We start from the raw sequence: 13,827 nt of genomic DNA, 5'->3' as shown, positions 1-13,827 counted from the left end.
CACGGCTGGTTCCTATTTCGGAACCAGCCTCATTTGTCCTTATTTAAACACTTTTACGCGTTCGTCAATTGGTTGGAATTCTTTATCGCCAGCAGGAGCCGCTGGTTTTCCAAATGGCATTTGAGACATTAGCTTCCAGTTTCCAGGCACGTTCCATTTTGTGCGGACTTTTTCATCGATGAGTGGATTGTAATGTTGAAGTGTGGCGCCGAAGCCTTCTTGTTCTAACGCTGTCCACACGATGTATTGCAGCATGCCTGAAGATTGCATCGACCAAAGTGGGAAGTTGTCCGCGTAAGTTGGGAAGCTTTCTTGTAGCCCTTTGACTACTGTTTCATCTTCAAAGAAAAGAACGGTACCATAACCAGCTTTGAACATTTCCATTTTCTCTTCTGTTGGGCCAAATCGGTCAGCAGGAACTATTTCTCTTAACGTATCTTTTGTCAAGTCCCAAAGTTCATCATGTTGTTGACCGAGAAGGACGATCGCACGGCCACTTTGTGAGTTGAAAGCAGTAGGCGCATGTTTGACGGCGAATTCAACTACTTCTTGTATTCTTTCGTCTGATACCGTTTGCTCTTTACTAATCGCATAAATCGAACGTCTTGTTTCTACAGCTGAATAAAAATTAGTCATGATTTTTTTCCTCTTTTCTGTTAGTTATATTTTTAATAATTATTTTTGTTACCTTTCGTAACTTAGTATAAAATTATAAAATATTAAAGTCAAGTAACTTTGTTTTAAAAAGTGTAAAGATATCTTTTTCAAGAAAAAAGGAGTATAATGATGACATAAAGAGGTGAAAGAAATGAAAGACGTTCAACTTTGTCCGAAGTTTGAAAAAGCCATGCAGATGATGGGAAAGCGTTGGACAGGATTGATTATTAATCAGTTGTTGATGGGACCTCAACGATTTTCAGAGATAAAATCAGGTTTCCCTATTAGCGGGAAATTATTAACAGATCGGTTGAAAGAAATGGAAGAAGAGGGGTTAGTCACACGCCAAGTCTATCCTGAGGTGCCTGTTCGTGTGGAATATGAATTAACAGAGAAGGGGCGGGCACTTGAGGCGAGTGTGAAAGAACTGGAGAGATGGGCCCATCAATGGGTGGAGTTGTAAGTGGGGAAAAAGAAAACATAAAAAGGATGTCCGCACGAAGAGGACATCCTTTTTTATGTTTAGTTAGAATGGAGATATTGCTCGGTAGAATCATTTAATTTGACAGCCGAGTATGCAACTTCTTTTGATGCATGTTCAATTTCTGTAATAATGCTAGACAGCTGTTGCAGCTGGTTTTCGATGTAGTGGTTTTGTTCCTTTGTGCCGCTAATTAGTTCGAGTAGTTGGTTGAAATCATCAGCGGTCGCTGTCATGCTTTGAATCCCTTTATGGACAAGGCTGTTGACTGTTTCTACTGATTGGCTTACTTGCCCGATTAGCGCATTTGTTTTTAAAATATGGTCGGACACGCTCGAAGTCGATGTTTTTGTTTGATCGGATAATTTACGAATTTCTTCTGCTACCACCGCAAAGCCTTTTCCGTATTCTCCGGCGCGTGCTGCTTCAATCGATGCATTCAGTGCCAGTAAGTTTGTTTGACCAGCAATGTTTCCTACAATGGTAATGACTTCGGTAATGCTTGAAGCAATGTCGTTTAATTCTGTTGAGAATGTTTGGATGTCTGTGACTGCTTTTTGAATTTCAGATAGCTTTTGTCCTTGTTCTTTCAACTGGTTTTGACCTTCGAGAGAATGATTAGCGGATTCATCGGCCATTGACATCCCTTCTTTCGCTAACTGCAAAATAGAATCAGCTTGTGAGCTAAGTTCTTTTAAAGAAGCCGAAGTTTCTTGAGAAATCGCCGCTAACTCTTGTGAAACGGTATGAACTTTGTTCGTTAAGGCATCTTTACGCTCGTTCTCTAACGATTGAATACGCTCAAATTCAAGTTCATAAGCTTCGATCACGAGTTGTTGCTCTAAGTTTAATAGCTTTGAAACGGCACGAACGAGTACCATCTGTTCTTCCTTAGAAGTGTTTGTATGACTAATAATAGTAAAAAGAGAGTTTTGTAAATCTTGAAAGGCAGCCAAATACCATTTAGTTGTCAACCCAATCTTGACATGTATATGAGCAATATTGATTCGTTTCTGAAGAAAGGCCTCATCGATTTCTGCATTAAAAAGCTCTTGAAGATGTCTTCGTAACGTTTTTTTTAGGCGTTCCACACTACTATTGTCTTGAATAATTTTCATTAAGTTCGATTGTTGCATCAGTTTTCCGTAAAAGGAATCGATGACCGCTGTTAAGTGTTCTTCAACTTGCGGTTGAAGGGACTTGATCGCTTTTAAATCATTCTCTGTTAAGTCGATCATTTTTATTTGTTCGGATAGTGCCGACTTTGGTTTTACCGATAATTTAACGTTTGCTGTTGCAAAATTAGATATATTAGTAGAATTAGAATCATTAGTAACTCTTGATTTGAAAAATTTCATTTCCCCACTCCTCGTATAGCCCAATCTTCCTCTAGTTTTTATATCAGTTTACCGTACTTTAGTCGATTACGCTATGAAATTTCATATAGTAAACAGGTCTATTTCATCGGTTAAAATAATTATTTTCTGATTTTTATGATAAATTACATATACAGGGTTTCTCATTCAAACAGTCTTTTCTTCTTGTCCCTAACATACATTTTAGAAAAAAAGGGGTGTGGCATGATGAAGCTTAGCGAATTCGTTTACAATCCGTATATTATGTCTGTCATAATGACCTGTTTGTTTACAGCATTTCTTGCAGTTTTCTATGTGAGCTGGCTGTTGGTGGGGGTAGCGTTCATCGGGGGAGGCTGTTTTTTTATTTATATAAGAGCGATCTATCAACTAGTTCTCTATCAAGGTGTTCCCCGACATGGAAGAAAGGAAGATCATCTATTTATGTCTCTTTGGTATGCGTGGCCTCTCTATGTATTAAGCACGATCGTCGTCTTCATTCTCTTTAGTGAACTAGCGACAATTTTCTATGCGGCGGGTGGAGCGCTTGGCATTCTTGTGAGTGAATGGAGGCAAGTGAAAAAAGTGGAGGATAAAACAGCAGAACGAGAAGTAAAAATGAAGGCTCAGTAAAGGTGAGGTAGAAGTGAGGGGGCAAATCTGACATCTGCCCCCACTGATTAAAGTTTCACTTTATACACTTTGTAGAAATTCGATGACTTGCTCAGGTGACTTCGCGTGTGCGCTATGAAGATGAGCTGTTTTTTCGCCGTTTTGGTAAATCAACAAACTTGGAATGCCCATGACGTCGTATTTTTCAGCTAGTTCTGGGAATTCATCTCGATTGATTTCATACCAGTCATATTGGTTATATTCAGCGATAATGTCATCAATGAACATATCCATACGACGGCAATCTGGACACCAGCCAGCAGTGAACTTCATAATAACGGGCTTTTCCTGGGAAATTAATTGTTGGAATTGCTCGACACTTTTCACTAATTGCATTGTAACTCCTCCTCAAATGGCTATCATCTGCTATTGTAGCGTGATCTTTGCATCGGAACAAATAAAAGATTTCAATCATGTAAAGCTTTTGTTAAAATGCTGAAAATGGCCGTTCAATTTTTTATACTAACAACAAATGAAATAACATTTTTGGAGGGACTATGGGGAGATATTTAGAGATTTTTCTTGTGTCATTAAAGTTGGGCTTCACTTCCTTTGGGGGACCGACAGCCCATCTTGGGTATTTTCAAGAGGAATACATACGAAAAAAGCGTTGGCTAGATGATCAACGTTATGCAGAAATTATTGCGATTTGTCAGTTTCTACCTGGTCCGGCGAGCAGTCAAGTCGGTATAGCGATTGGTATGCTGCGCGGTGGAATGCTAGGCGGATTTCTTTCATGGTTTGGCTTTACGATGCCTTCTGTTGTCGTATTAATGTTGTTTGCGTTATTTTTGCAGCATTCTGGTTTTGATGCTGAATATATTATTTATGGATTGAAAATTACGGCTGTCGCAGTGGTGGCACATGCTCTTTCGCAAATGAGCAGTAAGCTGACACCGGATAAAGGGAGAAAAACCATCGCGATCATTGCGGCTATGTTCATTCTTTTATATCCGACAGCACTTGGACAAATTGCGATTATTATTATTGCTGGAATCATAGGGGCTTTTATTTATAAGGATCAACAAATATCGTCTGAGCTCTCTTTCGACTTTGGCATTGGCAAAAAAAGTGCCGCTCTAGCTTGGGTCTTATTTTTCGGATTGCTCATATTGCTTCCGCTCGGTCGAGAAAGCGTGAATCATATGTTTTATAGTATGTTCGATACCTTTTTCCGAGCGGGTTCCATCGTGTTCGGCGGCGGACATGTCGTCATGCCGATGCTTGAGAGAGAAGTGGTTCCTGCAGGCTGGATGACGGAAGAAGCCTTTTTAGCGGGATATGGGATGGCACAAGCTGTACCTGGGCCATTGTTTACACTTTCCTCTTATTTAGGGACTGTCACTAGTGGCGTGACGGGTGGATTGCTGGCGACCGTCGCTATTTTTCTGCCATCCTTTTTGCTTCTAATTGGCACATTACCATTTTGGGGCTGGCTTCGAAAGAAAAGTTACTTTCAAGCAGCACTCATTGGCATTAATAGTGCGGTAGTGGGGATTTTATTGGCTGCACTTTATGATCCGGTCTTTACAAGTGCGGTCAAGCAGCCGCTTGATCTTGCTTTTGTGCTCATCTTGTATGCGGCGATTGCTGTTTGGAAGCTGCCTGTGTGGAAAATTGTGCTCGGAGTAATCGCTATTAGCTTATTGTTCACATTTTTTGGATAAGTACGGTAAAGGTTGATAGATCAAGGTTTAGAGCTATATTGATTGAATGGAGGAGCCTTTTGTCGGACGTTTAACTGTTGTTAAATTGCGCAATAAGGTTATAATGTAGTAGGCGTAATTTTATTAGAAAGAGGAATCGTTCGATGACTTCTCCAAATCAAAATTCTAGCCGAATTGATTTCGGCTTAATCTTAATTATATTAATGATGTTTGTTGTGAGTGTCGTAGCCATTTACAGTGCGCAGACGACTGGTCAATATGGAAGTAGCAACTTTGTGTTAAAACAAACTGTTTATTACATTATTGGGTTGGTAATTATTTTTGTGGTCATTCGGTTTGACTCTGATCAATTGTCAGCCATGTCCTGGTATTTGTATGGTTTCGGTTTGCTTTTGCTTGTGGCTTTGATCCTTGCACCAGAGGATATCGCACCGCGAATTAACGGAGCAAAAGCTTGGTTTAGATTAGGTCCGTTGTCTATTCAACCATCTGAGTTTGTCAAAACGTTTTTAATATTAACGCTTTCAAGAGTCATGGTTACTCATCATCAAAATAATCCTGTGAAGACGGTGCAATCAGATTTTACGTTGTTGATTAAGTTAGGTATTGTGACTCTAGGTCCTCTCTTACTAGTGATCAAGGAGGATCTCGGAACATCGCTCGTCTTTATTTCGATTCTTTTAGGAATGATCTTTGTTTCTGGTATCACTTGGAAAATATTACTTCCGCTTTTTGGATCAGCTACCGCTTTTATCGTCGGTATCTTTTATCTTGTACTCTATCACCCTATGGTTTTGGAGAAATATCTTGGAGTGAAGCAGTACCAATTTGGTCGTATTTACTCTTGGCTTGATCCATACAGCTATGAAAGCTCGACAGGGTTCCATTTAACGAGATCACTTCTTGCGATCGGCTCTGGTCAAACAGCAGGAAAAGGCTTCGGGACACGTGAAGTGTATCTTCCGGAAAGTCACACGGATTTTATCTTCAGTATCATTGGGGAAGAATTTGGCTTTATCGGAGCGAGTATTGTTGTTAGCTTGTTCTTTTTGTTAGTCTATCACTTGACGAAATTGTCATTAAATACGAGAACCCCTTATTATTCGTATATGTGTGCTGGTGTCATTGCGATGATTACCTTCCACGTCTTTCAAAATGTCGGAATGACGATTGGGCTTTTGCCAATTACAGGAATTCCGCTACCGTTCATTAGTTACGGAGGAAGTTCTCTCATGGGAGTCATGTTTGCCATGGGACTGATCTTCTCCATCACCTACAATGAACGGCGATATATGTTCTCGTCGGAGTAGTAGTGCCTGTCACTCCCCGATAATTGTCGAATTAATGAGATGCCCGCATATTCCTAAGAGTGGTTTATGTGGGTTTTTCTATGTGAATGAGGTGGTGTGAATTTGTAATAAAGCGGACAGGATTTTAAAATATTTGTAATAAATAGAAGTCTTTGCTAAGATTATGTCGAAGTAGTATTTTTTGGTGTAAACAGATGGTGATATAATTTGTGTAAAAGTAGTAGGGAAATAGAATCATTTTTAAAGTAAAGAGGAGAGTAGTAGATGAGTAAAAAGAAAAAGTGGATTATTGCGATTGCGGTAGTCGTCATACTAGGGTTAGTGGCTGGAGGATACGCCTTTACACAGTCTAAGTTTGATAGTTCAGAAGGAGAAGGAGAAGGCGAAATTATCCCGATGAAAGTGAGCGATATGATGGGGGGAATGGAGGCTGGTTCCGGAGGTTTATTTGCTGGAGTAGTTGAGCCGAAGGAAACAGAGAAAATCTTTATTGATCCTCAACGTGGAACGATTAAAGAGGTATTTGTGAAAGAAGGAGACGTCGTTAAAGCAGGTGCCCAGCTTTTTTCTTATGAAAATAAGGAAGGCGAAATGGAATTAAAGCAAAAAGGAATCGAGCTTGAAATTGCCAATAGCAGTGTGAAGCAGAAGAAAGATGAAATTTGGCAAACAGAAAAACAAATCAAAAATGCCGCTGCGGAAGAGAAGACCGCATTAAGACAGCAAGTGACACAAGCACAAGGCGATTTAAAACTCGCTCAATTTGAAGTAGAAAAAGCGAATTTAGAGTATCAAGAAATGAAGAAAAAAGTGAATGATAATATTGTCAAAGCAAAAGTAAACGGTATCGTTCAAAAAGTCGATGAAGAGCAAAAACAGTCATCTGTTGCGAACAATCAAATGGAGCAACAGCAAGCTCCCGGTTCATTTATGCAAATTTATAATACCGATGCTTATTTTGTAAAAGGGACTGTGAACGAATTAATTAAAGATGAGCTGCAGGCTGGTCAAGAAGTGAACGTAGTGAGCCGAAAAGACCCTTCACTAAAATGGCCAGGGAAAATTATCGAAATTGGTAAATTACCAACCGAAGAAAATGGAGACGACATGAGCATGGATATGGGCATGGGGGATATGATGACGAACCCACAAGCATCGAACTATCCGTTCCAAGTGCAACTAACAGAGCATGAAGGTCTAGAATTCGGTTACCATGTGTTTATTGAATTAAAAGGAGCAGAAGAGGCACCTAAAGAAGTGATGATTCCATCGGATATGATTGTGATGGATGGCGATAAAGCATTTGTCTGGACGGTCGTTGATGAGAAGTTGAAGAAGCAAGAAGTCAAACTGGGTGAGGAACTACCAGATATGATGATGACGATCATCGAGAGCGGATTAAAGAACGAAGATTACATTGTGTATCCAGATGACACAGTAAAAGAAGGAAAGAAGGTAACTATTGATGATTCATTTGAAGAACATCAATAAATCATATTGGATTGGGAAGGAAGAAGTTCCGATCCTTCACGATATCAATCTTGCTATTGAAGAAGGCGAATATGTGTCGATTATGGGGCCGTCTGGTTCAGGGAAATCAACGATCATGAATATTTTAGGCTGCTTAGATACACCAACGTCAGGAGAATATACACTTGATGGCGATAGCGTGCTATCGCGTAAAGAAAACGATCTGTCCAAAATCCGCAATGAGTATATCGGTTTCGTCTTTCAAAACTTTAACTTGCTTCCAAGATTGTCCGCTGTAGATAACGTTCAATTGCCGCTCGTGTATGCGAAGGTAAATAAAAAAGAAAGACAGGAGCTAGCAATTGAGGCGTTAACGAAAGTCGGTTTGGCGGATCGCGTCAATTTTAAGCCGACGCAGCTGTCAGGGGGACAAAAGCAGCGAGTGGCGATTGCGCGTGCGCTCATTAACAAGCCGAAGTTTATTTTAGCGGATGAGCCGACTGGAGCCCTTGATTCGGTTTCAAGTGAACAAGTGATGAACTTGTTTACTGAATTGAATCGAGAAGGGGTTACTGTTGTATTGATCACCCATGAAGATGAGATTGCCGAGTTTGCTCATCGAAAAATTTTGCTTCGTGATGGGGCGATCATTAAGGATGAAAGGAGAGAAGGCTATGCTAGATAATTTAAAGCTATCCTTTCAATCCATTTTTGCTCATAAAATGCGTTCGATTTTAACGATGTTAGGAGTTATTATCGGTATTGCCTCGATTATCGCGATTGTTTCGATGATTGAAGGCCAACAGGAAAGTCTGAAGTCAAGCATGGTTGGAACGGGGAATAATTCCATTGCTATTATGTTCCAATCACCTGAAGCGATGGCGATGGGCGGCAGTGATATGATGATGATGGGGGGAGGAGAAGAACCGCCTCCTGATGTCATCCCAACGATCACCAATGAACAGTTAGAGGAAGCGATGATACCAGACTTAGTGAAGTCGGTCGCAGTCTATTATCAAACCTTTAGCCAAGTATTCTATTTAAATAACTTATCAGATTCAGAGTTGTATGCTGTCGATGAAAAGTATTTTTCTATTTTTCCTATCGAAATACTTCAGGGGAGAAAAATTGCACCAGTTGAGTATGAAAATGGCAGTCAAGTCGTAATGATCAACGAATCGACAAGAGATGCTTTGTTTCCTGAAGAAAGCCCAATCAATCAAGTGATTGAAATCAACAAGGTTCCATTTCGAGTTGTCGGGGTGTATGCCGATAAGAAAAGTGAAGAGAATAATATGTTTATGATGGACATGGATATGGGGAAAATCTACGTGCCTAAGGCAGCTTGGCCATATTTAGGTAGCTTCAATGATATCCCACAAGTACTCGTCCAAGCGTTTCGTTCAGATGATTTAGAGACAGCGGGGCAAGCAGTTGCTGCCTCATTGAACAGTCATTTGCCAACTACATCTACTTGGCAGTACGGCATCCCTGATTTACAGCAAATCATGGATGATATTAATGAAATGAATCGCGCCTTTACTCTTTTATTAGGAGGCATTGCGAGTATTTCCCTCCTTGTTGGTGGAATTGGTGTAATGAACATTATGCTCGTATCCGTCACAGAAAGAACGAGAGAAATCGGAATCAAGAAAGCATTGGGAGCGAAACGATCCGTGATTCTATGGCAATTCTTAACGGAATCCGCCGTATTAACAAGCATGGGAGGCGTCATCGGCGTCTTAGTAGGTTTAGGACTGGCCAAAGCAATCACTTACTTTGCCAACCTACCATTCGCCGCTCCGATCCCTGCCATTGTGGGCTCCGTTCTCTTCTCCATGGCAGTCGGCATCATCTTCGGCTTAATCCCATCGATGAAAGCCGCTAAAATGAAGCCAATCGATGCGTTGAGATATGAGTGAGCAGGTGCCTGTCACTCCCCGAGTTTTGTCGAACGAATAAGCTTGATTTTTGTAGTGAAAAACCTGTACATAATTGAGTGTGCAGGTTTTTCTTTTTTGTCTAGTTGGCTAGTCGTGAAATGGTGGAAGAGGAGCAGTGCGTAATGTTCAAGGGTATTTGTGGAATAACTAAAGGTTTAGTTTTTGTAAAAATCAAAAAATATTTCTCGCGATAAATTGGAGGGTGTTACGATGAAAAACGAAACGCAACAGCTAGTAAGATCCAATGAAGAAAAGCCGAGAACAAAAGAAGAGCAATGGCAAAAGCTGAAACGATGGGAAAAAGAACTGCTTGATGACTTAGTAGGTGCCTGTCACTCCCCGAAATTTGTCGAGGAGACAATCACACTTAAACCTTTTGCTAGAGAGGATATTCCTTTGTTAATCGATTGGGTGGAGACGCCGGAGTTTTTGGTGCAGTGGAGTGGGTCACAGTTTCGCTTTCCTTTAACGAAGGAACAGTTAGAGGAATATTGGCGAATGAGCTGTGAGAAAGAGACGAATGTTTATAGTTATAGCGTAGTACATAAAGAACAACAACAGGTGATTGGCCATCTTTCTTTCAAGGTTGATCCCGTGAATCAATCGGCTAGAATTGGAAAGGTGTTGATTGGTGACCCGAGCATGAGAGGAAAAGGAATTGGCACACAAATGATCCAAAAAGCCTTAACGCTTCTTTTTGAGGAGATGCAGTTGCATCGGGTTAATCTTGGTGTGTTTGACTTTAATCAATCGGCTATTGCTTGCTATGAGCGCATCGGATTTAGGAGAGAGGGTTTAATGCGCGAATGCAGAAAAATAGGTGATACATATTGGGATCAATGGGAAATGGGGATATTATCAAGAGAGTGGATCAAAGGTAAGTGATCGATGGATAAAAAGAAGGGGTGTTCGGTGCGAGAATGTCCCCTTTTTTATGCCTAATTGTAAAATTTATGTGAAAAATGTAGGTATTTGTTGACTTATCATTCTAATAAATAGGAGAATTAACATATTACTTTATATTTATTAGATCTTATTCTTGAGAGGCGGAACAGGCTTATGCTTTTTTTAAAGAGAAAAAGCAAGATCGCAACAGAAACATATTCGTATAGTGAGGAAAAAGTCTCCATCCAACTGACTGATCCAGAGATGAAGCTTCAGATAGAAATGATTCGATTGAAAGAAGAGGACTTGCAGCGGGTGAAAATGCTTAAGTCTCTTTTAATCGATCAATTAGATGATGTCATTGATCGTTTTTATCAAGTCGTGATGAAAAGCCCGGAGTTAGAGTCCATTATTCAAAACCACTCGACTATTAATAAGTTGAAACAGGTGATTCATCGACATATTATGGAGCTATTTGATGGAACAATTGATGCAGAATTTATTCGTAAGAGATTAAATGTGGCGAAAGCCCATTATCGCATTGGTTTAAAACCGAAGTGGTATTTGTGTGCATTTCAACAGTTGCAGAATGGATTGGTTCAAAAAATAAGTGAAAAGATAGACGATGAACATTTACAATATAAGTGTATTTCTTCGATTTCTAAGTTATTAAGCTTTGAACAGCAGATTGTGCTAGAAGCTTACGAGAGTGAAACGCAGTTAGCGATTGAACACGAGCATGAGAAAGCTCAACAGAAAATTACGGATGCTATTGAAAACGTATCGAATAATTTAAGTCAAATTGTTTCCGATGGGCTAGATATTTCCAATGAATTATCACAAGATTCCAATCAGCTAAAGACTCACATTCACTCAACGAAAGAGAAGATGGAAGAGACGAGTCAATTAGCATCAAGTGGACAAGGAACGATGGTACAGCTGACAGAAAACTTCTCAGAAATGGGAACGACGTCTTCAGATGCGTATGTATTAATTGAGAAACTATCGTCCTCTTTTGAAGAGGTGATCCGTTCGATGCAGTTGATCATTAGCATTGCTGATCAAACGAACTTATTATCTTTGAATGCGGCGATTGAAGCGGCTCGTGCTGGAGAAGCAGGAAAAGGCTTTTCGATTGTGGCGCAAGAGGTGAGGAAATTGTCCGATGCAACAAAATCTTCGGCAGACTCAGTCGGTTCATTAATTGATCAAGCGACAGTAGATATGGAAAGAGTAAAAAATGTGATGCAACAGCTCGATTCATTGGTAAAAAACAATCAGTCTTCCTGCTCGAGTGCCACCGACTCTTTCAGCGATATCGTCGACTCTTTACAATTAACAGTGAACGAAATACCGAAAGCCAATCACCACATTGAACTCGTCTCTGAATCAACGAAACAGATTAATGAGGCCATTTTGTTTATTAACGAAGCAATCGAAGCACTGAAAACAGAAAAAGTGACATAAAGAAAGAACCTCTACGCAAATGAGGTTCTTTTTTTTGTTACTTATTTCTCGTAATGAAGTGGTGTAATTGATCCAGTGTAGTGATCTTTTCATTGCATGCTTGTGGATCTTGGCAAATGTAATTGCCTCTTTTAATAAAAGTTCCTTGTTGAGCTCCTTTTACTTCAGTCATAAACATACCAACGGCTTCATATTGATGGCAAAGTGCACAAATGCTTTTTTTCGTTGTGGGGTTAAATGTTCCATGAATACCAATCAGTTTATTGTTGTATGGAGTGACAATAAATCTCTTATTCGAGCCAAGGTCCTCCCAGCTTAAATAAGAAAGCCCTTCCCAATTCACTTCCTTTAAAAAAGAAGTCTTTAGCTTCTTCGCTTTTGGAAATAGTTTTTTCAATGTTTGTTCTGTGACTGTTGGGAAAGGTAGCACATAAGGCTTTAATTGGGTTAACACAGCTTCAGCCTCGGCTTTTTCTTCAATCGTAAGAATGGGAGTAAGCACTTGCTGTTGTTCTTCATTTATATTCGGAAACAAAGCAAATATTTTTTCCTGCGCGAGAGATTTCAACGCTTGCAGAACATCTATATCAGACACGCTCGCATGGCCATTCGTAAGAATCTGTGCCTGTGACTGAATAAAATGAAATTGATCACTTCGGATAAATGGTTCCATTCTTATCACTCCTCTTTCGCTTTAAGTGTAAAACATTGGTTGTCCTTTGGAAAGGGAGAAAACGAGTAGGAAACAAATTTAACATAAAAAAGCGTCTTCCATGAAGAAAGGACGCTTTGTATCAGGATCATTTCTTATACACAATCTTCTTAATCGTTTCCACAGAGAGGAAATAATCTTCAGCTAGTTGTGCGATCGTTTGGCCGTTTTTATAAGCTTGTTGAATGGAGGCGTTTCGGTCATCGAGTGTTTTTCTGCTTCCTGAACGTGTCCCCCATGGTTCGTAAAACTTTTTTTGTTTAGGGATATAGATCGTTTCCCCTTGAACATATTTTTGAATTTCAATAATTAACTGTTCCGGTAACACATGAGTTGCTTTTACATATTTCATATTGGTCAGCCCCTTATTTAAATTAGTAAAAAATAAGGTGCAAAGCCAAATAGAATAGGCGATAGTGAGTTAAACGAACGTCCGCCCCATGCAAAGTATCGCCATGTTTCTATCAGGCTTTGCATGAGTCGCTCCAGACTGTGGTAAATAGAACTGATTTACCATTTGACCACCCCCCAAGGATTTTAATTCCTATATATTATAAAATAGAATGATATGTCTTGCATCTTATCAGGAAAGGAATTGAAAAATGGACAACGAATGGATTCAATGGTTGCCTGCTCATCCGCTCATCGCCATCGTTGTGAGCGTCAGTTTAAATATAGTGGTGGCGGTTGTCGGCGTCTTGCCGAGTGCGTTCATCACAGCGGTGAATATTGGGGTGTTTGGATTAACAGGAGGACTGATCGTATCAATTATTGGAGAAGCGGCTGGGGCTGTCGTCAGTTTTCTTCTGTATCGTCGAGGGTTACAGAAATGGAAGATAAAATTAGAAAATAAATTTTTGAAAAAGCTAGAACGGACAGCAGGGGTAGAAGCGGTCTTGTTAGTCCTTTTCTTAAGAGTGGTTCCTTTTGTTCCTTCTGGTGCCGTGACGCTTTCGGCAGCTTTCAGTCAAATGGGTCTGCTTTCTTTCAGTATAGCGAGCACGATTGGAAAAATTCCTTCCTTGCTCATTGAAGCGTATTCCGTGCAACAGGTGTTGCGATTAACATGGCAATGGCAAGTTGGGCTACTGCTCGTGATCTTTATTTGTTACATCGTTTATAAGAGAGCTTCGTGAAAATAGTTTCCTATTCATTGAAAATTGTCTATTTCGTGACAGTTACTTCGAATATCTTATTTTTTGTTAGAA

15 protein-coding genes and 2 pseudogenes are annotated in these 13,827 nt (G+C 40.0%); 11 read left to right on the top strand and 6 right to left on the bottom strand.

Annotated elements, in window-relative coordinates; genetic code table 11:
- Positions 1-39: 39 nt before the first annotated feature.
- Positions 40-636, bottom strand: coding sequence for a nitroreductase family protein (locus ACSVDJ_RS15665; protein WP_439167080.1), 597 nt, complete (start codon positions 634-636; stop codon positions 40-42).
- 172 nt (positions 637-808) lie between these two features.
- Between ACSVDJ_RS15665 and ACSVDJ_RS15660 the strand changes: the two genes are divergently transcribed.
- A complete protein-coding gene (locus ACSVDJ_RS15660; protein ID WP_439167079.1) occupies positions 809-1,120 on the top strand; it encodes a winged helix-turn-helix transcriptional regulator in 312 nt (103 codons plus the stop codon).
- Between the two features lie 59 nt (positions 1,121-1,179).
- Here ACSVDJ_RS15660 and ACSVDJ_RS15655 read toward each other — a convergent pair whose 3' ends face one another.
- Positions 1,180-1,776, bottom strand: coding sequence for a methyl-accepting chemotaxis protein (locus ACSVDJ_RS15655; protein WP_439167889.1), 597 nt, complete (start codon positions 1,774-1,776; stop codon positions 1,180-1,182).
- Positions 1,777-1,953: 177 nt separating this feature from the next.
- Positions 1,954-2,496, bottom strand: a pseudogene (locus ACSVDJ_RS15650) (protoglobin domain-containing protein); the annotation flags it as partial.
- A 222-nt stretch (positions 2,497-2,718) separates the two neighbouring features.
- Between ACSVDJ_RS15650 and ACSVDJ_RS15645 the strand changes: the two are divergent.
- A complete protein-coding gene (locus ACSVDJ_RS15645) occupies positions 2,719-3,126 on the top strand; it encodes a hypothetical protein (RefSeq protein ID WP_439167077.1) in 408 nt (135 codons plus the stop codon).
- 60 nt (positions 3,127-3,186) lie between these two features.
- Here the strand turns inward: ACSVDJ_RS15645 and ACSVDJ_RS15640 are convergent, their stop codons facing one another.
- Complete coding sequence (locus tag ACSVDJ_RS15640) at positions 3,187-3,501, bottom strand: thioredoxin family protein (protein ID WP_439167075.1); 315 nt, start codon at positions 3,499-3,501, stop codon at positions 3,187-3,189.
- A 161-nt stretch (positions 3,502-3,662) separates the two neighbouring features.
- Between ACSVDJ_RS15640 and chrA the strand changes: the two genes are divergently transcribed.
- The 8 genes and pseudogenes from chrA to ACSVDJ_RS15600 all read left to right on the top strand — a co-directional run bounded on the left by chrA (position 3,663) and on the right by ACSVDJ_RS15600 (position 11,907).
- Complete coding sequence (chrA, locus tag ACSVDJ_RS15635; protein ID WP_439167073.1) at positions 3,663-4,832, top strand: chromate efflux transporter; 1,170 nt, start codon at positions 3,663-3,665, stop codon at positions 4,830-4,832.
- Positions 4,833-4,975: 143 nt separating this feature from the next.
- Positions 4,976-6,142 carry an FtsW/RodA/SpoVE family cell cycle protein gene (locus tag ACSVDJ_RS15630; protein WP_439167072.1) on the top strand — a complete coding sequence of 389 codons (1,167 nt, stop codon included), beginning with the start codon at positions 4,976-4,978 and terminating at the stop codon, positions 6,140-6,142.
- 264 nt (positions 6,143-6,406) lie between these two features.
- A complete protein-coding gene (locus ACSVDJ_RS15625) occupies positions 6,407-7,633 on the top strand; it encodes an efflux RND transporter periplasmic adaptor subunit (protein WP_439167071.1) in 1,227 nt (408 codons plus the stop codon).
- Positions 7,608-8,297, top strand: coding sequence for an ABC transporter ATP-binding protein (locus ACSVDJ_RS15620; protein WP_439167069.1), 690 nt, complete (start codon positions 7,608-7,610; stop codon positions 8,295-8,297). The genes ACSVDJ_RS15625 and ACSVDJ_RS15620 overlap by 26 nt, the downstream gene beginning before the upstream one ends.
- Positions 8,287-9,534: an ABC transporter permease gene (locus ACSVDJ_RS15615; RefSeq protein ID WP_439167067.1), complete on the top strand. Its 1,248-nt coding sequence runs from the start codon at positions 8,287-8,289 to the stop codon at positions 9,532-9,534. The genes ACSVDJ_RS15620 and ACSVDJ_RS15615 overlap by 11 nt, the downstream gene beginning before the upstream one ends.
- 231 nt (positions 9,535-9,765) lie before the next feature.
- A complete protein-coding gene (locus tag ACSVDJ_RS15610; protein ID WP_439167066.1) occupies positions 9,766-10,440 on the top strand; it encodes a GNAT family N-acetyltransferase in 675 nt (224 codons plus the stop codon).
- A gap of 174 nt (positions 10,441-10,614) precedes the next feature.
- Positions 10,615-11,145 (top strand): annotated as a pseudogene (locus ACSVDJ_RS15605) (protoglobin domain-containing protein); the annotation flags it as partial.
- Positions 11,146-11,328: 183 nt separating this feature from the next.
- Positions 11,329-11,907, top strand: a complete 579-nt coding sequence (locus tag ACSVDJ_RS15600; protein WP_439167887.1) for a methyl-accepting chemotaxis protein — start codon at positions 11,329-11,331, stop codon at positions 11,905-11,907.
- Positions 11,908-11,944: 37 nt separating this feature from the next.
- Here ACSVDJ_RS15600 and ACSVDJ_RS15595 read toward each other — a convergent pair whose 3' ends face one another.
- A complete protein-coding gene (locus tag ACSVDJ_RS15595) occupies positions 11,945-12,580 on the bottom strand; it encodes a FusB/FusC family EF-G-binding protein (protein WP_439167063.1) in 636 nt (211 codons plus the stop codon).
- Between the two features lie 127 nt (positions 12,581-12,707).
- Entirely contained in the window at positions 12,708-12,971 is a 264-nt protein-coding gene (locus ACSVDJ_RS15590) for a CD3324 family protein (protein WP_439167061.1), read from the bottom strand.
- Between the two features lie 250 nt (positions 12,972-13,221).
- Here ACSVDJ_RS15590 and ACSVDJ_RS15585 point away from each other — a divergent pair, with 250 nt between their 5' ends.
- Entirely contained in the window at positions 13,222-13,755 is a 534-nt protein-coding gene (locus tag ACSVDJ_RS15585; RefSeq protein ID WP_439167059.1) for a TVP38/TMEM64 family protein, read from the top strand.
- Positions 13,756-13,827 lie beyond the last annotated feature (72 nt).

This window comes from Bacillus sp. Hm123 (genome assembly GCF_051842975.2).
GTDB lineage: Bacteria > Bacillota > Bacilli > Bacillales > Domibacillaceae > Bacillus_CE.
This window is presented reverse-complemented; position numbering and strand designations above follow the sequence as displayed.

Bases quoted from the DNA above. Each gene is read 5' to 3' on its own strand.
- ACSVDJ_RS15660 (WP_439167079.1), top strand. From the start codon at position 809: ATGAAAGACGTTCAACTTTGTCCGAAGTTTGAAAAAGCCATGCAGATG.
- ACSVDJ_RS15615 (WP_439167067.1), top strand. From the start codon at position 8,287: ATGCTAGATAATTTAAAGCTATCCTTTCAATCCATTTTTGCTCATAAA.
- ACSVDJ_RS15610 (WP_439167066.1), top strand. From the start codon at position 9,766: ATGAAAAACGAAACGCAACAGCTAGTAAGATCCAATGAAGAAAAGCCG.
- ACSVDJ_RS15590 (WP_439167061.1), bottom strand. From the start codon at position 12,971: ATGAAATATGTAAAAGCAACTCATGTGTTACCGGAACAGTTAATTATT.
- ACSVDJ_RS15620 (WP_439167069.1), top strand. From the start codon at position 7,608: ATGATTCATTTGAAGAACATCAATAAATCATATTGGATTGGGAAGGAA.
- ACSVDJ_RS15630 (WP_439167072.1), top strand. From the start codon at position 4,976: ATGACTTCTCCAAATCAAAATTCTAGCCGAATTGATTTCGGCTTAATC.
- ACSVDJ_RS15600 (WP_439167887.1), top strand. From the start codon at position 11,329: ATGGAAGAGACGAGTCAATTAGCATCAAGTGGACAAGGAACGATGGTA.
- ACSVDJ_RS15655 (WP_439167889.1), bottom strand. From the start codon at position 1,776: ATGGCCGATGAATCCGCTAATCATTCTCTCGAAGGTCAAAACCAGTTG.
- chrA (WP_439167073.1), top strand. From the start codon at position 3,663: ATGGGGAGATATTTAGAGATTTTTCTTGTGTCATTAAAGTTGGGCTTC.
- ACSVDJ_RS15595 (WP_439167063.1), bottom strand. From the start codon at position 12,580: ATGGAACCATTTATCCGAAGTGATCAATTTCATTTTATTCAGTCACAG.
- ACSVDJ_RS15640 (WP_439167075.1), bottom strand. From the start codon at position 3,501: ATGCAATTAGTGAAAAGTGTCGAGCAATTCCAACAATTAATTTCCCAG.
- ACSVDJ_RS15625 (WP_439167071.1), top strand. From the start codon at position 6,407: ATGAGTAAAAAGAAAAAGTGGATTATTGCGATTGCGGTAGTCGTCATA.
- ACSVDJ_RS15645 (WP_439167077.1), top strand. From the start codon at position 2,719: ATGATGAAGCTTAGCGAATTCGTTTACAATCCGTATATTATGTCTGTC.
- ACSVDJ_RS15585 (WP_439167059.1), top strand. From the start codon at position 13,222: ATGGACAACGAATGGATTCAATGGTTGCCTGCTCATCCGCTCATCGCC.
- ACSVDJ_RS15665 (WP_439167080.1), bottom strand. From the start codon at position 636: ATGACTAATTTTTATTCAGCTGTAGAAACAAGACGTTCGATTTATGCG.